The organism is Kitasatospora sp. NPDC127121, assembly GCF_042677305.1.
GTDB lineage: Bacteria > Actinomycetota > Actinomycetes > Streptomycetales > Streptomycetaceae > Kitasatospora.
Window position 1 is genome coordinate 56,257 of record NZ_JBHXTQ010000038.1, and the last position, 18,388, is coordinate 74,644.

An 18,388-nucleotide genomic window follows, 5' to 3' on the forward strand; every position below is an offset into this window, starting at 1 on the left:
CGACGACTTACTCGGCCGCGGTGGTCTTGATCTCGATGGCGGCCTTGACCAGGCCCGCGAACAGCGGGTGCGGGCGGGTCGGGCGGGACTTCAGCTCCGGGTGGGCCTGGGTGGCCACCAGGTACGGGTGCACCTCGCGCGGGTACTCGACGTACTCGACCAGGTCGCCCTTCGGGGAGAGGCCGGAGAACTGCAGGCCGGTCTTCTCCAGGTCCGCGCGGTAGGCGTTGTTGACCTCGTAGCGGTGGCGGTGGCGCTCCTCGACGTACTGCTCGCCGCCGTAGACCTCACGGACGATCGAGCCCTCGGCGAGCTTGGCCGGGTACAGGCCCAGGCGCATGGTGCCGCCCAGGTCGCCCTTGCCGTCGACGATGGCCAGCTGCTCGGCCATCGTGGAGACGACCGGGTGCTTGGCGGCGGCGTCGAACTCGGTGGAGTTGGCCTCGGGCAGGCCGGCCAGGTTGCGGGCCGCCTCGATGACCACGCACTGCAGGCCCAGGCACAGGCCGAGCAGCGGGACGCGGTTCTCGCGGGCGAAGGTGATGGCGCCGACCTTGCCGTTGACGCCGCGGTCGCCGAAGCCGCCGGGGATGCAGATCGCGTCCACGTCGCCGAGCTGCGCCCGGGCGCCCTCGGGGGTCTCGCAGTCGTCCGAGGTCACCCACTTGATCTCGACCCGGGCGTTGTTGGCGAAGCCGCCGGCGCGCAGCGCCTCGGTCACCGACAGGTAGGCGTCGGGCAGGTCGATGTACTTGCCGACCAGGGCGACCTTGACGATGTGCTGCGGCTCGTGGACGCGGCGCAGCAGGTCGTCCCAGGTGGTCCAGTCCACGTCGCGGAACGGCAGGTCGAGCCGGCGCACCACGTAGGCGTCCAGGCCCTCGCCGTGCAGGACCTTGGGGATGTCGTAGATCGACTTGGCGTCGATCGCCGCCACCACGGCCTCCTCGTCCACGTCGCACATCAGCGAGATCTTGCGCTTGATGGCCTGCGGGACCTCGCGGTCGGCGCGCAGCACGATCGCGTCGGGCTGGATGCCGATGTTGCGCAGCGCGGCGACGGAGTGCTGGGTGGGCTTGGTCTTCAGCTCGCCCGAGGGGCCGATGTACGGCAGCAGGGAGACGTGCACGAAGAACACGTTGTCCCGGCCGACCTCGTGGCGGACCTGGCGGACGGCCTCCAGGAACGGCAGCGACTCGATGTCGCCGACGGTCCCGCCGACCTCGGTGATCACCACGTCGACGTCCTCGGTCGCCATCCGGCGGATCCGGGACTTGATCTCGTTGGTGATGTGGGGGATGACCTGGACGGTGTCGCCCAGGTACTCGCCGCGTCGCTCCTTGGCGATGACGGTGGAGTAGACCTGGCCGGTGGTGACGTTCGCCGAACCGTGCAGGTTGGTGTCCAGGAACCGCTCGTAGTGGCCGATGTCCAGGTCGGTCTCGGCGCCGTCGTCCGTGACGAAGACCTCACCGTGCTGGAACGGGTTCATGGTGCCCGGGTCCACGTTGAGGTACGGGTCGAGCTTCTGCATGGTGACGCGCAGGCCGCGGGCCTTGAGGAGCGCGCCAAGGCTGGAGGCGGTGAGGCCCTTGCCGAGCGAAGAGGCGACACCCCCGGTGACGAAGAGGTGCTTGGTCGTCACGGCGCGGCCGTTCGCTGCCTTGCCGGAATGGGGCTGTGCCAAGAGGGGGCTCCCGTGGGTCGCGTGTCGAAGGTGACGTGGGCGGGATGCTCTCGACTCGCCGAACGACGGGAGGCGGTGCGGTGCACGGCACTCGGGGGGTCGTCGATTCGGCTGGTCCGGGGCGTTTGATCCCACCGGTCCACGGGATACCAGGGTATCAGTGACCCGACCCGGACGCCTTCCGGCCCGCTCGCGGCGCCCCGGGGGCGTGCGCGGGGCGCACCACCGGCGCATCATCCGGCGCAGCCGTCACACCGGTCGCACCACGGCCGGACCGGGCCACTTCGGAGCACTCCGTTCGGGCCATGACAGCCCCTCCACTGGGACCAGGCGGAACTGATCCGTCCGGACCATCCTGCCCGGCGTCCTCGCGATGCACGGCATTTCCGCCGAATTGTGGCGCCACACGAGGCTGCGCCCGCGTGCTTCGCCCCTTTCGTCCGTCGTAAGCTGCACGGACGCATCGCCGACAGCACGAGCACGCGGAGGGCGTGGGAGGTCAGGACACTCCCGGTCCCCGATGCGCGACCGGACCTCCCCGTATTCCAGCTCCTCCCCTCCCACCCCAGGGGCTCGACCGAGCCCCGCGCGGACACTCCAGCAAGGCCCGCCACCACCCTTCGGCGGGCCGGACGTCCCGGGGTGGGCTCCGGCCCCGCAGACCGTTCGCTCCCCCAGATCGCCGATGCGTCGTGACCACATTGCGAACTGGAGATCCACGTGGCCGGCCGTATCGAGGACTACGCACTCATCGGGGACATGCAGACCGCTGCCCTGGTCAGCAGGGACGGGGCGGTGGACTGGCTCTGCCTGCCCCGCTTCGACTCTCCGGCCGTGTTCGCCGGCCTGCTCGGCACCGATGAACACGGCTTCTGGCGGATCGGTCCGGCCGAAGCCGTCGCGACCGAAGTCCCCACCCCCGCGGCACCCCCCACCCCGGCCGCCCCCGCCCTCGGCCTCCCCCGCTTCACCGACACCGCCGATCTGAGGGTCCCGCCGCCCACCGCGGCCGCCCCCGCAGTGCCCGCCGACCGCCGCCGCTACCGGGGCGACTCGCTGGTCCTGGAACAGGAGTGGGACACCCAGGGCGGCACCGTCCGGGTGATCGACTTCATGCCGCCGCGCCCGCTGGCCGGCCGCGACGCCGTCCCCCAGGTGATCCGGATCGTCGAGGGCGTGGCCGGCACCGTCCGGATGCGCTCGGCGGTGCGGATGCGCTTCTCGTACGGGCGCATCGTGCCCTGGGTGCACCGGGTCGAGCAGGCCGGAGGCGGCCACCGCACCGTCGCCGTGGCCGGGCCCGACTCGGTGTGGCTGGACGGCGAGTCCGAGACCTACGGCCGCGACCTGACCACCTACGCCGACTTCACCGTCACCGCCGGCGAACGGATCGCCTTCGCGCTGACCTGGCAGGCCTCCCACCTGGACGCGCCGAAGGCCCCGGACGCCGAGGAGATGCTCGACGCCACCACCGACTTCTGGCACGAGTGGGCCGCCCAGTGCACCTACCAGGGCCCCTACCGCGAGGCCGTGATCCGCTCCCTGATCACCCTCAAGGGCCTCACCTACGCCCCCACCGGCGGCATCGTCGCCGCCCCCACCACCTCGCTGCCCGAGGACATCGGCGGTGAGCGCAACTGGGACTACCGCTACACCTGGCTGCGCGACGCCGCGATCACCCTCTCCTCGCTGCTGCGCACCGGCTACCGCGACGAGGCCAAGGCCTGGCGCGAGTGGCTGCTGCGCGCCGTCGCCGGCGACCCGGAGAACCTCCAGATCATGTACGGCATCGCCGGCGAGCGCGAGCTCACCGAGTCCTCACTGGACTGGCTGCCCGGCTACGAGGGCTCGCAGCCCGTCCGGGTCGGCAACGGCGCGGCCGGCCAGCTCCAGCTCGACGTCTACGGCGAGGTCGTCGAGGCCCTGCACCTGGCCCACATGACCGGCCTGGTCCGCAACGACCACGCCCACCACCTCCAGCTGCGCCTGATCGAGTACCTGGAGGACCACTGGCAGGAGCCGGACGAGGGCATCTGGGAGGTCCGCGGCCCGCGCCGGCACTTCGTCCACTCCAAGGTGATGGCCTGGGTCGCCGTCGACCGGACGATCAAGCTGCTGGAGCAGACCCCCGAGGACGCCCCCTCCGACGGCCACCTGGAGCGCTGGCGCGAACTGCGCGAGACCATCCACCGGGACGTCTGCGAGAAGGGCTACGACCCGGAGCGCAACACCTTCACCCAGTACTACGGCGGCAAGGAGCTGGACGCCTCGCTGCTGCTCATCCCCCAGGTCGGCTTCCTGCCGCCGGACGACAAGCGCGTCATCGGCACCATCGAGGCGATCCAGCGCGAGCTGTCCACCGAGGACGGCTTCGTGCTGCGCTACCCGACCCACGACGAGAGCGGCAACAACGTCGACGGCCTCTCCGGCCACGAGGGCGCCTTCCTGGCCTGCTCGTTCTGGCTGGCCGACGACCTCGCCATGATCGGCCGGGTGCAGGAGGCACGCGAGCTGTTCGACCGGCTGCTCGCGCTGCGCAACGACCTCGGCCTGCTCGCCGAGGAGTGGGACCCGCGGCTCAAGCGCCAGGTCGGCAACTTCCCGCAGGCCTTCAGCCACGTCCCGCTGATCGACACCGCACTGCGGCTGACCGCCTGCGGCGGCGCCTACCTGTCCGCCCAGCCGGACGGCCTGGCAGCCGAGCGGGTCGAACAGGCGACGGTCTAGCGGTCCGGCGGCCTGGGGCCGGACAGGCCCTAGTCCCGCTGGACCAGCTCGTCGTAGGTGCTGAGCACCTGGGCGACGGTGGCGGCCTCGTCCGGCCAGGTCTCGGCCTGCTGCCGGCCGGCCGCCACCAGCCGCTCGCGGCCCGCCGGGTCGGCCAGCAGCCCGCGCACCGCCCGGCCGATCGCGACCGGGTCGCCGGCCGGCACCAGCACGGCCGCGTCGCCGACCAGCTCGGGGATCCCGCCGACAGCGGTGGCGACCACCGGCACGCCGGCCCGCATCGACTCCTGCACCACCAGCGAGCGGGCCTCCCAGCGGCTGGCGACCACCACCACGTCGGCGGCCGCCAGCAGGTCGGGCACGTCGGTGCGGAAGCCGAGCAGCCGCACCGGCAGCTTCTCGGCGGCGACCCGCTCGCGCAGCCCGGCCGCCTCCGGCCCGTCCCCGGCGAGCAGCAGCAGCGGCTCCGGGTCCAGCACGGACAGCTCGCGGGTGGCGTCCAGCAGCAGCCCGAAGGCCTTCTGCGGGACGAGCCGGCCGACCGCCAGCACCAGCGGCCGGTCCGGGCCGTCGCCGAGCAGCGCGGCGCGCGCCGCGGCCCGGTCGAGCCGGCCCTCGGGCATCGGCGGGGCGGCCACCGGGCCGAGCCGGGCGTCGGTGGCGCCCAGCTCCCGGGCCCGGGCGACCAGGTCGGAGGAGGCGCCGAGGACGAGGTCGGCAGCGCGCGCGACCCGGCGCTCCATCAGCCGCTGCAGGCGGCGCTCCAGACCGGTGGCCAGCAGCGCGTGGTGGGAGGTGACCACCAGCGGGGTCTCCGGGCGCAGGCCCGGGAAGCGGCCTGCGGTGCGCAGGGCGAGGTCGGCGAGCAGCCCGGCGCGCAGCCCGTGCGCGTGCACCACGTCGGCGCCTGTGAAGGCCCGGCGCAGCTCGCCGATCGCGGCGGCGTCACTACGGGCGCCGGCGGTGGGGGTGATGTCGACGGTGTGGAACCTGGCGCCGGTGCGGGAGAAGCCGAACAGCGCGTCCGTGCCGGCCGGGGCGCACACCGTGACGATCACGCCGTGCGCGACGAGGCCCTGCGCCAGGGAGCGCACGTGGGCACCGATACCGCCGGTGCTGGCGGCCAGGACGAGTACCACGTGCAGCTGCCCCGGTTCTGGGGTGGCAGCGGCGGCCCGGGCGGCGGAATGGTCCACGTTCTCTCGCATCCGACTCGATCAGGTTCGCGCGCCGCTTCGCGAGGGTTGCCCGTCGGCGGCGCTCGGGACTGGAAAGCCAGTGTCCAGCCGCCACCATGCCAGGTCGGCGGCCCTCTTGGACAGTCGGCGCCACCGGGGGCGCGTCGCCTTCCGTCCGCAAGGGCCACCCGGCCCTGTCGGTGGGTCGGACGCCCCGGCCAGGGCCTGTCGCAGCAGGTCCAGCCGGGGGTTGCCGGACCCGCGTTAGCGGTGGCGCGGGGCCCGGGCGGCGGCCAGCAGTTCCTCGGCGTGGGCCCGGCCGAGCTCGGAGTCCTCCAGGCCGGCCAGCATCCTGGAGAGTTCGCGCACCCGCTCCTCGTCGTTCAGCACCTTGACGCCGCTGCGGGTCACGGTGCCGTCGTTGGTCTTCTCCACCACCAGGTGCCGGTCCGCGAAGGCGGCGACCTGCGGCAGGTGGGTGACCACCACGACCTGGGCGGATTCGGCCAGTTTGGCCAGCCGGCGGCCGATCTCGACCGCGGCCTTGCCGCCGACGCCCGCGTCCACCTCGTCGAACAGGTAGGTGGGGACGGGGTCGGCGCCCGCGAAGACCACCTCGACGGCGAGCATCACGCGGGACAGCTCACCGCCGGAGGCACCCTTGGCGATCGGGCGGGGCTGGGCGCCGGGGTGCGGGGCGAGCAGCACCTCGACCTCGTCCACGCCGTGCGGGCCGTAGGCGACGGTGCGGCCGTCGACCTCGATCCCCGACAGGTCGTCGACCTGGGCGATCGAGAAGGTCACCCGGGCGTGCGGCATCGCCAGTTCGGCGAGTTCGGCGGAGACGGCGTCGGCGAAACGCCCGGCCGCGGCCTGCCGGGCGCCCGACACCTCGGCCGCCAGCTCGGCCAACTCGGCCCGCAGCGCGGTCTCCTGGGCGCCGAGCTGGTCGATCCGGTCGTCGTCGCCGTCGAGTTCGGCGAGCCGGGCGGAGCCGGCCTCGGCCCAGGCGAGCACCTCGGCGAGGGAGTTCTCCGGGCCGCCGTACTTGCGCAGCAGCTGGGCCAGGACGGCCCGGCGGTCCTCGACGGCGGCGAGCCGGACGGGGTCGGCGTCCAGGTCGTCCGCGTAGCCGGCCAGGTCGCCGGCCACGTCGGCGAGCAGGTAGCCGACCTCGTTGAGGCGGTCGGCGAGGCCGGCGAGGCGCTCGTCGTGGTGGCGCACGGCGTCCAGGGCGCGGCGGGACTGCGCGAGCAGGGTGCCCGCGTCCAGTGCCTCCGGGTCGGCCGGGTCGCCGGCCAGGGCGGCGTGGGCGAGGGTCGCGGCGGAGGACAGCGCGTCGGCGTGGCCCAGCCGCTCGGCCTCGGCGGCCAGCTCCGTGTCCTCGCCGGCCACCGCCTCGGCGGCGGCGATCTCGTCCAGGCCGAAGCGCAGCAGATCGGCCTCCTGCGCGCGCTCACGGGCCCGGGTGGTCAGCTCCTCCAGGGTGGCCGAGACCTCGCGCAGGCTCCGGTAGGTCTCCCGGTAGCGGGCCAGCGGCTCGGCCACCGCCTCGCCCGCGTAACGGTCCAGCGCGCCGCGCTGGCGGGCCGGGCGCAGCAGCCGCTGCTGGTCGGTCTGGCCGTGCACGGCGATCAGTTCCTCGCCGAGTTCGGTGAGCAGCCCGACCGGGACGGCCCGACCGCCGACGTACGCCCGGGAGCGGCCCTCGGCGGAGACGGTCCGGCTGATCAGCAGGGCGCCCTCGTCCAGTTCGGCCCCGGCCTCGGCCGCGCGGATCGCCGCCGGGGAGCCGGGGGGCAGCTCCAGCCGGCCCTCGACGACGGCGCGTCCGGTCCCGTTGCGCACCAGGCCCGGGTCGGCGCGGCCGCCGAGCAGCAGGCCGAGGCTGGTCACGACCATGGTCTTTCCGGCGCCGGTCTCACCGGTCACGGCGGTGAAGCCGGGGGCGAGTTCGACCACCGCGTCGTCGATGACCCCAAGATCCCGTATCCGCATCTCGTCCAACACGGAGACGACCTTACGAGGTTCCACCCCCGGCGCGCGACGAGCGGCAACGCCGCGCGGCAACTCCGCGCCCGGAAGTTCACCCCTTCCGGGGCGTTTGCCCGGGTCCCGGCACCGTGCACCACGGCAGGAAGATCTGCACCAGCGGGCCGATCGCCAGTGCGTACGCGACCGTGCCGACCCCGGCGGTGCCGCCCAGCAGGACGCCGGCGACCAGTACCGTCACCTCGATGCCGGTGCGGATCAGCCGCAGCGAACGCCCGGTGCGCCGGTGCAGGCCGGTCATCAGGCCGTCGCGCGGGCCCGGGCCCAGGCGGGCACCGATGTAGAGGCCGGTGGCCAGGCCGTTGAGCAGGATCGCGGCGGCCATCAGCGCGATCCGGGCGGGCAGCCCGTGCGGGCCGTCGACCAGCCGCAGCGTGAGGTCCATCGAGGCGCCCAGCACCAGCACGTTGGCGACGGTGCCGACGCCCGGGCGCTGGCGGATCGGAATCCACAGCAGCAGGACCAGGGCGCCGCAGATGGTCACCCAGGTGCCCACCGAGAGGCCGGCGACGCGTTGCAGGCCCTGGTGGAAGACGTCCCACGGGTCGAGGCCGAGGCCGGAGCGCAGCATCAGCGCCATGCTCGCGCCGTACAGGTAGAGGCCGACGGCGAGCTGCGGGATCCGGCGGCCCAGGGCGTGGGTGTCGCCGAGCACCCGGGCGGCGAGCGGGGGCCGGGCGGCCTCCGGGGCGGGTTCGGGCGTGGTCGTGGGCGTGGTCGTGGTGGCCATCGGGCGCTCCTGCGGGTGGTGCTGCACCCCGGGCGGCCCCGGCGGTGGCGGACTCGACGGCCGCACTGCCATGATGGTCAGGCCAATAGAGCCCGCTCCAGGGCCAATTTCGAGCAAGTGGACTGATCAGCCTTGGCCGACTGGCACACCACCGTCACCCCGCCCGCGCTCGCCCGGCTGCTCGCCGCCGCCCGGCTGCCCGAGCCGGCCACCGCCCGCCGCCCCGCCTACCGGACCCTCGCCGGGCAGATCCGGCTGCTGGTCACCGAGGGCCGCCTGCCGGTCGGCGCCCGGCTGCCCGCCGAGCGCGAACTCGCCGGAGCCCTGGAGCTGAGCCGCACCACCGTCGCCACCGCCTACGAAACCCTGCGCGCCGACGGCTACCTGCTCAGCCGCCGCGGCGCCGGCAGCTGGACCACCCTGCCCGACGGTGCCCCGCCGCCCAGCGACGCGCTGCACCCCGTCCCCCCGGACGAGCAGGGCCGCACCCTGGACCTCGGCGTCGCCGCCCTGCCGGCCCCGCAGCCCTTCCTCGGCGAGGCCGCCGTCCGGGCCGTCGAGCAGCTGCCCTGCTACGCCGCCGGGCACGGCCACTACCCCACCGGCGTCCCGGTGCTGCGCGAGGCCCTCGCCCGCCGCTACACCCAGCGCGGCCTGCCCACCACCCCCGACCAGATCCTCGTCACCACCGGCGCGATGGGCGGGCTGCACCTGGTCCAGCGGGCGCTGATCGGCCGCGGCGACCGGGTCGCCGTCGAGGCGCCCAGCTACGCCCACACCCTCCAGGCGCTCCGGATCACCGGCGCCCGCCTGGTGCCGGTGCCGTACGGCTACCGCCCCCAGCCCGAGTGGGACCTCACCGAGTGGCGCGGGGTGCTGCGCGGGGCCGCGCCCAAGGTCGCCTACGTGATCCCGGACTTCCACAACCCGACCGGCGCGCTGATCGGCGAGGAGCAGCGCCGCGAGCTGCTGGCCGCCGCCCGGGCCGCCGGCAGCGTCGTCCTGGTCGACGAGACCACCGCCGAACTCGGCTGGGGCGTACCGGAGTCCGTCCCGCTGCCGCGCCCGATGGCGGCGCTGGACCGGTCCGCCCAGGTGGTCACCGTCGGCTCGGCCAGCAAGCTGCTCTGGGGCGGCCTGCGGATCGGCTGGGTCCGGGCCGCGCCCGCGCTGGTGCGCCGGCTGGCCGCCGACCGGGTCTACAGCGACGTCGGCACGCCGGTCCTGGAACAGCTGATCGCCGCCGAACTGCTGGGCGAGCCGCTGCCCGCCGTCCGGGCGCACCAGTTGGACCGGCTGCGGGCGACGGCGCACGCCTTCGCCGCCGCACTGCCCGAGCACCTGCCGGGCTGGTCGTTCATGCCGCCGCCCGGCGGGCTCTCGCTCTGGGTGTCCACCGGCGGGCTGTCCGGCGCGGCGCTGGCCCGGTCCGGGGAACGCGCCGGGGTGCGGATCGCCTCGGGCAACCGGTTCGGCTCGGACGGCGCGTTCGAGCACCACGTCCGGATCCCGCTCACCGTGCCGGCCCCGGCCGTCCCCGCCGCCGTGCAGCGGCTCGCCGAGACCGCCGCCCGGGCGACGGCGGGCGGCCGATACGGGCCGCCCGGCGACACCCCGCCGCTGGCGATCTGACCAGCGGCCTGACGGGCCGTCAGCAGTGGGTGTTCGCCCGCCCGCGCCAACCCGTCACCGGCAGCGCGAACTTGGCCACCAGCCGGTCGGTGAACGGCGCCCGGTGCAGTCTGGCCAGGCGCACCGGGGTCTGCCCCCGGCGGACCTCCACCCGTGCGCCGGCGGGCAGTTCGACCGTACGCCGCCCGTCGCACCAGAGCACGCCGTGCGGGGTCTTGGGCTGCACCTCGACGGCCAGCACCGAATCCGGCGAGGTCACCAGCGGGCGGGCGAACAGCGCGTGCGCGGAGATCGGCACCATCAGCAGCGCCTCCACCTCCGGCCACACCACCGGCCCGCCGCCGGAGAACGCGTACGCGGTGGAACCGGTCGGCGTCGCGCACACCACGCCGTCGCAGCCGAAGTTGGAGACCGGGCGGCCGTCCACCTCCGTCACCACCTCCAGCATCCGCTCCCGGGACGCCTTCTCGATCGACGCCTCGTTCAACGCCCAGTCCTGGTGCACCACATCGCCGTTGGTGCGGACGATGACGTCGATCGTCATCCGCTCCTCGACCTCGTAGTCGGCGTCGACCACCCGCTCGACCACCACGGCCAGATCGTCCCGCTCGGCCTCGGCGAGGAAGCCGACCCGGCCCAGGTTGATCCCGAGCATCGGCAGCCCGTGCTCGCGGGCCAGCTCCGCCCCGCGCAGCAGCGTCCCGTCCCCGCCGGCGACCAGGATCAGCTCGCAGCCGTCCGCCGCGCCCGGCCCCCCGGCCACCTTCTCGACCCCGTCCGGCAGGTCCAGGTCCAGCGCCTCGGAGGCGAGCAGTCTGATCCGGATGCCCGCCTTCAGCAGCCCGTGCACCAGGGCCTCGACGCTGCGCAGCGCCGCCGCCCGGCCGGTGTGCGCGATCAGGAAGACCGTACGTTCTTCATCGCTCATGCCGCTGCCCTCTCCCTCACGCCTGCCGGGTCGCCTTCGGCCCCGGTACGGCCGCGTCACACAGCATGACGGACCGGACGCCCCCACAGCACCCTATCGGGGCCCCTCCGCGACGGCCCGGTCCGCCTCGGCGGGATCCAGCTGCGGGGCGTCCCGGCGCAGCCACAGGAAGTACTCCACGTTCCCGGACGGGCCCGGCAGCGGGCTCGCGGTGACGGCGCGCACGCCCAGCCCGAGCCCCCACGCCTGCCCGGCGACCTGGCGCACCATCTCGGCACGCAGCTGGGGGCTGCGCACCACCCCGCCGCTGCCCAGACGCTCCTTGCCGATCTCGAACTGCGGCTTGACCATCAGCACCAGGTCCGCGTCCCCGGCCGCGCAGGCGGCCAGCGCGGGCAGCACCAGGCCCAGCGAGATGAACGACAGATCGCCGACCACCAGGTCGACCGGGGTGCCGCCGATCAGCTCCAGGGTCAGCTCCCGGACGTTGGTGCGGTCCATCACCGTCACCCGCTCGTCGCTCTGCAGCGACCACGCGAGCTGCCCGTAGCCGACGTCCACCGCCAGCACGCCGACCGCGCCGGCCCGCAGCAGGACGTCGGTGAAGCCGCCGGTGGAAGCGCCCGCGTCCAGCGCCCGGCGGCCCTCGACCACCAGGCCCTGCGGGACGAAGGCGGCGAACGCCCCGGCCAGCTTGTGCCCGCCGCGCGAGACGTAGTCGGGGTCGTTGTCGTCCTTGGCCACCACGACCGCCGCCGAGGTCTCCACCTGGGTGGCCGGCTTGGTCGCGGTGGTGCCTCCGACGGTCACCCGGCCGGCCGCGATCAGCTCGGACGCGTGCTCACGCGACCGGGCCAGCTTGCGGCGGACCAGCTCCGCGTCGAGTCGGCGTCGTGCCACTGCCACTGGTGTTTCAGCTCCTACGAGTCCTGCGGGTCGTTCCAGGGTCATTCCTGGTCGAGCGCGGCCAGCGTGTCGGCCAGCCGCTGGTGAACATCTTCGTACACCTCGACGTGTGCCTCGGCCGGGACCCCGTCCAGGGCCTCCAGCCGGGCCAGCCCGGCGTCCACCACGGGGTGGCCGGTCGGGGTCTGTTCCACGCCGAGCGGTTCGACGGCTTCAGCTGGTCCGGTCATCGGGCTTCTTCGTGCTGGTGGCCTTGCGGACGGTGGTCTTCTTCGTCGCCGTGCGCTTCGCGGGCGCCTTGGGCTGCGCGGCCGGCTCGGCGGCGGCCTGCTGCGCGGTGGCGGTCTTCTTGACGGCCGTCTTGCGCACGGTCGTCTTCTTGGCGGCCGTCTTCTTGGCCACCGGCTTCTTGGCGGCCGCCTTCTTCGCCGGGGACTTCTTCGCCCCGGCCCGGCCCGCCGCCGGGGTCTGCTCCGTCGGGGCCTTCTCCGCCGGGGCCTTCTCCGCCGAGGCCTGCTCCGTCGCCGGGGACTTCTTCACCGGGGTCCGCTTCGCGGCGGCCTTCCCCGGTAGCGACGGCCGTACCGGCGGGACGGGCGGGTCGACCTCGACCGGCTCGTCCACCTCCACCCGTTCGGCCACTATCGGCTCCCCCGCCACCGGGGCCGCCGGCTGCTCGTCCGCCCGCTCCCAGCCGCGCCCGAACAGGTCGTCCGCCCGGGGCGCCGGCGTCGGCTCCGCCGCCTCGTCGACCCCGGCCGACCGCACCGCAGGCTCGGCCTCCTCCTCGACCTCGCGCAGCTTGCTCTCCAGGTAGGCGAGCACCACGCCGACCTTCATCACCTGGTCGCCGACCTTCTCGAAGGCCTTCTCCACCTCGCCGCGCGCCACCCCGACGGCCAGGTCCACCCCGGCCCGCCCGGCGGTGACCGCCTCCTCCGCCAGCGTCTGCAGCGTCTTCGCCGACGGCGGGAACTGCCCGCCGAGCCGGCGCTCGACCTCGGTGACGTCGACCCCGGTCCGCTCCAGGATCACGGCCGCCGTCCCGACGACCCGCTTGCCGACCTCCTCCGCCAGCCCGGCGGCGACCTCCACCACTCCCCGCACCGTCCTCGGCAGCATCCGGGTGCCTCCTTAGCGCCTGCGCGCATCGCTCCGTCGCCGTCGGTGCCCGGGCCGATCCGGGCACCCCACGGACGACGCTACCGCCAAAACCCGCCTGCGGTACCGTGGCCCGGCAGGGACCATCGCCGTCACCTGCCGCAACCACCAGGAAGCCCAGGGAGGGGAACCACCGCCATGGCCAACGCCGAGGAGTGCCGCGAGGCGCTGGAACAGCTCAGCCGGAACATGGCGAAGTCCACCGGTGACGTCCGCAAGGCGGCCGCCCTCGACCGCTCGCTCAGCTGCCGGATCACCGACCTCGACCTGACCTTCACCGGCCAACTGCGCGACGGCCGGATCCAAGGCCTCGCCTCGGCCTCCGGCGCCCCGGCCGAGAAGGCGGCGATCCGGCTCACCATGAGCAGCGACGACCTGGTCGCCGTGGTCTTCGGCGGGCTCAACTTCGCGTCCGCCTGGGCGGGCGGCCGGATCCGGCTGGAGGCGGGCTTCCGCGACCTGCTGCGGCTGCGCACCCTGCTCTGAACCCGGCCGCCGTGGTCCTTCCCTCTTGGACCCGAACACTCCGGACCCGACCGCCCTCGCCTTGAGCGTCCTGGCCCCGACCGCCCTCGCCTTGAGCGCCGTGCGGCGACTCAGAACCCCAGCTCGGCCAGGGCCTTGCGCCCGTCGGCCGGTGCGCCGTCCGCGTCCAGCGCCGTCCACGCCGCCGCGCACAGCGCCCGCAGACCGTCCCAGCGGTCCCCGCCGCCGTCCAGCCGCAGCACGCCACCGGCGGCCGACGCAACCCAGCCGCCGCAACCGAAGCCGTCCGCCCCGGTCGTGACCGCCGGGTGCGGCTCCAGCAGCCCGCGCAGGTCCGCCGACAGGTAGGTCGGCCGGTGCTCAGCCGGGGCCGCCAGCAGCTGCGCCGGGGTGGTCACCCCGGTGAACACCAGCAGGCTGTCCACCTCGCCGTTGAACGCGCCCTCGATGTCGGTGTCCAGCCGGTCGCCGACCACCAGTGGCCGCCGCGCGCCGGTCCGCAGCACGGTCTCCCGGTGCATCGGCGGCTGCGGCTTGCCCGCCACCACCGGGTCCACCCCGGCGGCCGCTCGCACCGCCGCCACCAGCGTCCCGTTGCCGGGCGCGATGCCACGCGCGGTCGGGATGGTCAGGTCGGTGTTGGAGGCCACCCACGGCAGCCCCTGCTGCACCGCGTACGCGGCCTCCGCCAGCTGCGCCCAGCCGACCGACGGGTCGTAGCCCTGGACCACCGCGAGCGGCTCCTCGGCCAGCGAGCGGACGGCGACCAGCCCGCGCTCGGCCAGTGCTTCCTCCAGCCCCGGACCGCCCACGACCAGCACCTTCGCCCCGGTCGGCACCTGCTCGGCGACCACCCTGGCGGCTGCCTGCGCCGAGTTGATCACGTCGGCCGGCTCGGCCGGCACGCCCAGCCCGGTCAGGTGCTCGGCCACCACCCGCGGCGGGCGGGAGGCGTTGTTGGTCACGTACGCGAGCCGCATCCCGGCCGTCCGGGCGGCGGCCAGCGCGTCCACGGCGTGCTCGATCGCGTGCGGGCCCGCGTAGACCACGCCGTCCAGGTCCAGCAGCGCCGTGTCGTACGCCTCGGTCAACGGCTGCTCGCTGCCGCCGGGGGCGGTCCGTCGCACGGTGGTGGTCGGTGCGGTCATGGCTGCGCTACCTCATTCACTGCGTCGTTCGCTTCCTCGGGTGCCCCCGAGCGGGTGGGCCCTTGAGTTGCCGGGCCCCTGAGTTGGTGGGCCCTTGAGCCGGTGGGCCCTTGAGCCGGTGGGCCCCGAGCCGGTCAGACCTCGTCGTCCGCACCGGCGTCGCCCGTCGGCGCCCCGTCCGGGCCCGGCGGGGGCGCCAGGTACCCGGGTGCCCCGGGCAGCAGCGGCCCGAACGCCCCGGCGCGGGCCGCCAGGGTCGCCCTGGTCTGCCGCAGCGCCGCCTGGTAGTGCTCGGTGCCCGGCCGCATGGCCACGGCCAGCGCCAGGTGCTCGGCGGACGTCTCGAAGTCGCCCAGCCGGGCCGCCGCGACGCCCCACCCGAACTGAGCGTAGTCGTCCGACGGATCGGCCAGCGCGACGGCCCGGAAGTTCTCCAGCGCCGCCGCGTACGAACCGGTGTCGAACTGGGCCCGCGCCAGCGTCTCCCGGATGCTGCGCGACTGCGGCTCGGCCGCCGCCGCCCGGACCAGCAACTGCTCGGCGGCCGCCGCGTTGCCCTGGGCCAGCAGCTTCCCGCCGCGCCGGAACCAGTCGTACACGTCCCCGGTCGGCTCGCCGGAACGCCCCTGCGCCGGCACGCCGCCGTGCACCTGCGCACCCCCGCCACCGGCGCCGTCCAACCCGCCCTGCTCGGCCGGGCCGCTGCCGTCCAGCCGTTCCTGCCCGTCGTCCATGCGGTACCTCGCCCTCGGTCGCACACCCGTCCCACAGGTCAGCACGGGTATTCCGATCTCTCAACAACGCGTACCCGGTTACGATGCCCAGAATGAGCACACCCAGTGCAGAAGACGGAGTCGAGACTCCCGAGGGCGGCCCCGGCGATCCCGGGCACGTCGCCACCGCAGGCCTGTCCCTGTCACCCTTCCAAGGCCTGCGCTACGTCCCCGATCGGGTCGGCGCGCTGGCTGCGGTCATGTCACCGCCGTACGACGTCGTCGACCCCGGCCGTCGGCTCGACCTGGAGACCGCCGACCCGCACAACGTGGTCCGGCTGATCCTGCCCAGGCCCGAGCCCGAGGACGCCGGCGACCGGCCCGACCGCGACACCAAGTACCGGCACGCCGCCCGGCTCCTGGCCGCCTGGCAGCGCGAGGGGATCCTCGCCGCCGACCCGGCGCCCGCGCTCTACGTCTACGAGCAGCGCGTGCCCGCCACCGGCGACTCCCCCGAGCTGCTCCAACGCGGGCTGATCGGCGCCCTAGCGGTGAGCGGTCGCGAGGCCGGCGTGGTCCTCCCCCACGAGGACGTGATGCCGCGGCCGGTCGCCGACCGGGTCGGCCTGATGCGCACCACCCGGGCCAACCTCGAACCGCTGCTGCTCACCTACCGCGGCAGCGGCGGCGCCTCCGGCGTCATCGAGCGGACCGTCCAGGGCGAGCCACTGCTCTCCACGGCCACCAGCGACGGCACCCACCACCGCCTCTGGGCCGTCGCCGACCCCGCCGAGATCGCCGAGATCAGCCGCGACCTCGCCACCTGCCGGGCCCTGATCGCCGACGGCCACCACCGCTGGGAGATGTACCTCCGCCTCCAGCGCGAGCACCGCCACCTGCCGCGCAGCCCGTGGGACCGCGGCCTGGTGCTCCTGGTGGACACCGCCCGCTACCCGCTGCGGGTCCGGGCCATCCACCGGGTGCTGTACCGGCTGCCGGTGGCCGAGGCGCTGGAGAGGCTCGGCGACCAGTGGAAGGTCAAGGAGGTCCCCGGCCCGCTGACCGCCGCCCTCCAGGCCCTCGCCGAACAGAAACGGCACGGCGGCAACGGCTTCATACTGACCGGCGGGGACGGCGTGTACTGGCTGCTCGGCGAGCCCGAGGAGGCACTGCTCGACGCCACCGTGCCGCACGACCGACCCGAGGAGTGGCGCCATCTGGACGCCACCGTCCTGCACGCCACCCTGCTCGACCGCACCTGGCACGTCCCCGACGGCCCGGACGACATCGGCTACCTGCACACCGCCGCAGCCGCCGAGCAGGAGGCCGCGCGCACCGGCGGCACCGCCGTCCTGCTGCACCCGGTCCGGGAGAGCGTGGTCCGCAGACTCGCCGAACAGGGCGTCACCATGCCGCGCAAGTCCACCTCCTTCGGGCCGAAGCCAGCCACCGGACTGGTGCTGCGCAACCTCGAACTGGGCTAGGTTCCCCCGCCGAAACGCGAAGAGGCCCTGCCCGCTTCCCCTTGAATTTCAAGGGAAGCGGGCAGGGCCTCACTCGTCGGTCGGAACCGCTCAGCTGCGGGCGTCGCCCTTGGCCTCGGCGTCAGCCTTCGCCTCGTCCTTGGCCTCGTCCTTGGCCTCGGTGGCGCGCGCGGGCACCACGCCGTCGAACTCCTCGTCGATCTCGAGGTCGTCCTCGTCGTAGTACTCCTCGACGTTCTCCTCGTCCTCGAAGATCACGCGGTCGTCGGAGGCCTCGCCGCCGCGCTTCTTCGCCGGGGCGTCGGCCTGCTCGAACTCCTCCTCGGCCATCTCCGGGTCGAGCGCGTCCACGAACTCCACACCGTCGATCTCGGCCAGGCGCTCCGCCGCGTTGGTCGTGCCCTCGGTGTCGGCCTCGGCCGCCTTCGCGAACCAGTCACGGGCCTCGTCGCCACGGCCGGCCGCGATCAGCGCCTCGCCGTAGGCGTACCGGAGGCGCGCGGTCCACGGGTGCACGGCGCTGGAAGCCAGCTCCGGGCTCTGCAGGGTCACCACGGCCGCGTCGAACTGCTCCATGTCGGAGCGGGCGCCGGCGGAGACCAGACGCATCTCGACCTGGCCGGCCTTGTCCAGCTGCTTCACCTCGGGCTCACCGGCCATCGCCAGGGCCCGCTCCGGACGGCCCAGACCGCGCTCGCAGTCGGCCATCACCGGCCACAGGTCCGCACGGCCGGTCATCCGACGGGCGGCACGGAACTCGGTCAGCGCCTCGGAGTACCGCTGCGTCATGTAGGAGGCGAAACCGGCCGCCTCACGGACGGCGGCCACGCGGGAGGCCAGACGGAGCGCGACGCGGGAGAACTGGTAGGCCTCCTCCGGCTCGGTGTCGAGCAGGCGGGCCACCATCACCAGGTTGCGGGCGACGTCGTCCGCGAGCGTCTTGGGAAGGCTCTTGAGCTCCTGGCGCACGTCCCCGTCCAGCTCGAAGCCGGTGACGTCCTCCGGGATCGGCAGGCGCTTGACGGGCTCGTAGTTGCCGCGACGGTCGTCGTAGCCGCCCCGGTCGTCACGGCGGTCGTCGCGGTTGCCGCGGTAGCCGCCACGGTCGCCACCGCGGTCATCGCGGTTGAAACCACCCGACGGACGGTCGCCACGGTCACGGTTGAAGCCACCGCCCGAGGGGCGGTCGTCACGACGGAAGCCGCCGCGGTCGCCGCCACGGTCGTCGCGGTTGAACACCACCGGACGGGCGGTCGTCACGACGCGGACGGTCGTCACGGTCACGGTTGAAGCCACTCGGACGGTCATCGCGACGGAAGCCGCCACCACCCGAGGGGCGGTCGCCACGGTCGCGGTTGAAGCCGCCACCGGAGGGGCGGTCGTCACGACGGAAGCCACCGCGGTCGCCGCCACGGTCATCGCGGTTGAAACCACCCGACGGACGGTCGCCACGGTCACGGTTGAAACCGCCACCCGACGGACGGTCGTCACGACGGAAGCCGCCACGGTCGCCACCACGGTCAACGCGGTTGAGACCACCAGACGGGCGGTCGCCA

The 18,388-nt window shown here is 74.4% G+C and carries 15 protein-coding genes and 1 pseudogene; 4 read left to right on the forward strand and 12 right to left on the reverse strand.

Features of this window, described 5'->3' with window-relative positions:
* Positions 1-7: 7 nt before the first annotated feature.
* On the reverse strand, positions 8-1,687 hold the full coding sequence (locus tag ACFVHI_RS20110; protein WP_079135937.1) for a CTP synthase: 1,680 nt from the start codon (positions 1,685-1,687) through the stop codon (positions 8-10).
* 720 nt (positions 1,688-2,407) lie between these two features.
* Here ACFVHI_RS20110 and ACFVHI_RS20115 point away from each other — a divergent pair.
* Positions 2,408-4,414: a glycoside hydrolase family 15 protein gene (locus tag ACFVHI_RS20115; RefSeq protein ID WP_063349651.1), complete on the forward strand. Its 2,007-nt coding sequence runs from the start codon at positions 2,408-2,410 to the stop codon at positions 4,412-4,414.
* Between the two features lie 29 nt (positions 4,415-4,443).
* On the opposite strand, the gene ACFVHI_RS20120 is transcribed toward ACFVHI_RS20115, so the two are convergent.
* The 3 genes from ACFVHI_RS20120 to ACFVHI_RS20130 all read right to left on the reverse strand — a co-directional run bounded on the left by ACFVHI_RS20120 (position 4,444) and on the right by ACFVHI_RS20130 (position 8,374).
* Positions 4,444-5,622 carry a glycosyltransferase family 4 protein gene (locus ACFVHI_RS20120; protein WP_063349650.1) on the reverse strand — a complete coding sequence of 393 codons (1,179 nt, stop codon included), beginning with the start codon at positions 5,620-5,622 and terminating at the stop codon, positions 4,444-4,446.
* A gap of 234 nt (positions 5,623-5,856) precedes the next feature.
* A complete protein-coding gene (gene recN, locus ACFVHI_RS20125; RefSeq protein ID WP_079136337.1) occupies positions 5,857-7,590 on the reverse strand; it encodes a DNA repair protein RecN in 1,734 nt (577 codons plus the stop codon).
* Positions 7,591-7,678: 88 nt separating this feature from the next.
* The gene (locus tag ACFVHI_RS20130; protein WP_380341238.1) at positions 7,679-8,374 is read right to left on the reverse strand and encodes a YitT family protein; all 696 of its coding nucleotides are present in this window, start codon (positions 8,372-8,374) and stop codon (positions 7,679-7,681) included.
* A gap of 132 nt (positions 8,375-8,506) precedes the next feature.
* Here ACFVHI_RS20130 and ACFVHI_RS20135 point away from each other — a divergent pair, with 132 nt between their 5' ends.
* On the forward strand, positions 8,507-10,006 hold the full coding sequence (locus ACFVHI_RS20135) for a PLP-dependent aminotransferase family protein (protein WP_380341241.1): 1,500 nt from the start codon (positions 8,507-8,509) through the stop codon (positions 10,004-10,006).
* 19 nt (positions 10,007-10,025) lie between these two features.
* Here the strand turns inward: ACFVHI_RS20135 and ACFVHI_RS20140 are convergent, their stop codons facing one another.
* From ACFVHI_RS20140 to ACFVHI_RS20155, 4 genes are all read right to left on the reverse strand, one after another.
* Positions 10,026-10,934 (reverse strand): NAD kinase, encoded by a 909-nt coding sequence (locus ACFVHI_RS20140; RefSeq protein WP_063349647.1) that lies wholly within the window; start codon positions 10,932-10,934, stop codon positions 10,026-10,028.
* A 93-nt stretch (positions 10,935-11,027) separates the two neighbouring features.
* A complete protein-coding gene (locus ACFVHI_RS20145; protein ID WP_380341245.1) occupies positions 11,028-11,885 on the reverse strand; it encodes a TlyA family RNA methyltransferase in 858 nt (285 codons plus the stop codon).
* Positions 11,882-12,070, reverse strand: coding sequence for a hypothetical protein (locus tag ACFVHI_RS20150; RefSeq protein ID WP_063349645.1), 189 nt, complete (start codon positions 12,068-12,070; stop codon positions 11,882-11,884). Before ACFVHI_RS20150 ends, ACFVHI_RS20145 begins: the two co-directional genes overlap by 4 nt.
* Positions 12,054-12,962: a histone H1-like repetitive region-containing protein gene (locus ACFVHI_RS20155; protein WP_380341248.1), complete on the reverse strand. Its 909-nt coding sequence runs from the start codon at positions 12,960-12,962 to the stop codon at positions 12,054-12,056. Before ACFVHI_RS20155 ends, ACFVHI_RS20150 begins: the two co-directional genes overlap by 17 nt.
* A gap of 177 nt (positions 12,963-13,139) precedes the next feature.
* Between ACFVHI_RS20155 and ACFVHI_RS20160 the strand changes: the two genes are divergently transcribed.
* Positions 13,140-13,487 carry an SCP2 sterol-binding domain-containing protein gene (locus ACFVHI_RS20160; RefSeq protein WP_063349643.1) on the forward strand — a complete coding sequence of 116 codons (348 nt, stop codon included), beginning with the start codon at positions 13,140-13,142 and terminating at the stop codon, positions 13,485-13,487.
* 110 nt (positions 13,488-13,597) lie between these two features.
* On the opposite strand, the gene ACFVHI_RS20165 is transcribed toward ACFVHI_RS20160, so the two are convergent.
* Together ACFVHI_RS20165 and ACFVHI_RS20170 are read right to left on the reverse strand one after the other, a co-directional pair.
* Positions 13,598-14,635, reverse strand: coding sequence for an HAD-IIA family hydrolase (locus tag ACFVHI_RS20165; RefSeq protein ID WP_380341252.1), 1,038 nt, complete (start codon positions 14,633-14,635; stop codon positions 13,598-13,600).
* A gap of 134 nt (positions 14,636-14,769) precedes the next feature.
* Complete coding sequence (locus ACFVHI_RS20170) at positions 14,770-15,369, reverse strand: M48 family metallopeptidase (RefSeq protein ID WP_079135936.1); 600 nt, start codon at positions 15,367-15,369, stop codon at positions 14,770-14,772.
* A gap of 92 nt (positions 15,370-15,461) precedes the next feature.
* On the opposite strand from ACFVHI_RS20170, the gene ACFVHI_RS20175 reads away from it, so the two are divergent.
* Complete coding sequence (locus ACFVHI_RS20175) at positions 15,462-16,832, forward strand: DUF1015 family protein (RefSeq protein ID WP_079135935.1); 1,371 nt, start codon at positions 15,462-15,464, stop codon at positions 16,830-16,832.
* 90 nt (positions 16,833-16,922) lie between these two features.
* On the opposite strand, the gene ACFVHI_RS20180 is transcribed toward ACFVHI_RS20175, so the two are convergent.
* Together ACFVHI_RS20180 and ACFVHI_RS20185 are read right to left on the reverse strand one after the other, a co-directional pair.
* On the reverse strand, positions 16,923-17,801 hold the full coding sequence (locus tag ACFVHI_RS20180; protein ID WP_079136336.1) for a tetratricopeptide repeat protein: 879 nt from the start codon (positions 17,799-17,801) through the stop codon (positions 16,923-16,925).
* 81 nt (positions 17,802-17,882) lie between these two features.
* A pseudogene (locus ACFVHI_RS20185) lies at positions 17,883-18,388 on the reverse strand (RNA helicase); the annotation flags it as partial.

What these genes read in the sequence shown, in the direction of transcription:
- ACFVHI_RS20120 (WP_063349650.1), bottom strand. Translation starts at nt 5,622, where the DNA reads ATGCGAGAGAACGTGGACCATTCCGCCGCCCGGGCCGCCGCTGCCACC.
- recN (WP_079136337.1), bottom strand. Translation starts at nt 7,590, where the DNA reads ATGCGGATACGGGATCTTGGGGTCATCGACGACGCGGTGGTCGAACTC.
- ACFVHI_RS20130 (WP_380341238.1), bottom strand. Translation starts at nt 8,374, where the DNA reads ATGGCCACCACGACCACGCCCACGACCACGCCCGAACCCGCCCCGGAG.
- ACFVHI_RS20140 (WP_063349647.1), bottom strand. Translation starts at nt 10,934, where the DNA reads ATGAGCGATGAAGAACGTACGGTCTTCCTGATCGCGCACACCGGCCGG.
- ACFVHI_RS20145 (WP_380341245.1), bottom strand. Translation starts at nt 11,885, where the DNA reads ATGACCCTGGAACGACCCGCAGGACTCGTAGGAGCTGAAACACCAGTG.
- ACFVHI_RS20150 (WP_063349645.1), bottom strand. Translation starts at nt 12,070, where the DNA reads ATGACCGGACCAGCTGAAGCCGTCGAACCGCTCGGCGTGGAACAGACC.
- ACFVHI_RS20155 (WP_380341248.1), bottom strand. Translation starts at nt 12,962, where the DNA reads ATGCTGCCGAGGACGGTGCGGGGAGTGGTGGAGGTCGCCGCCGGGCTG.
- ACFVHI_RS20160 (WP_063349643.1), top strand. Translation starts at nt 13,140, where the DNA reads ATGGCCAACGCCGAGGAGTGCCGCGAGGCGCTGGAACAGCTCAGCCGG.
- ACFVHI_RS20165 (WP_380341252.1), bottom strand. Translation starts at nt 14,635, where the DNA reads ATGACCGCACCGACCACCACCGTGCGACGGACCGCCCCCGGCGGCAGC.
- ACFVHI_RS20170 (WP_079135936.1), bottom strand. Translation starts at nt 15,369, where the DNA reads ATGGACGACGGGCAGGAACGGCTGGACGGCAGCGGCCCGGCCGAGCAG.
- ACFVHI_RS20175 (WP_079135935.1), top strand. Translation starts at nt 15,462, where the DNA reads ATGAGCACACCCAGTGCAGAAGACGGAGTCGAGACTCCCGAGGGCGGC.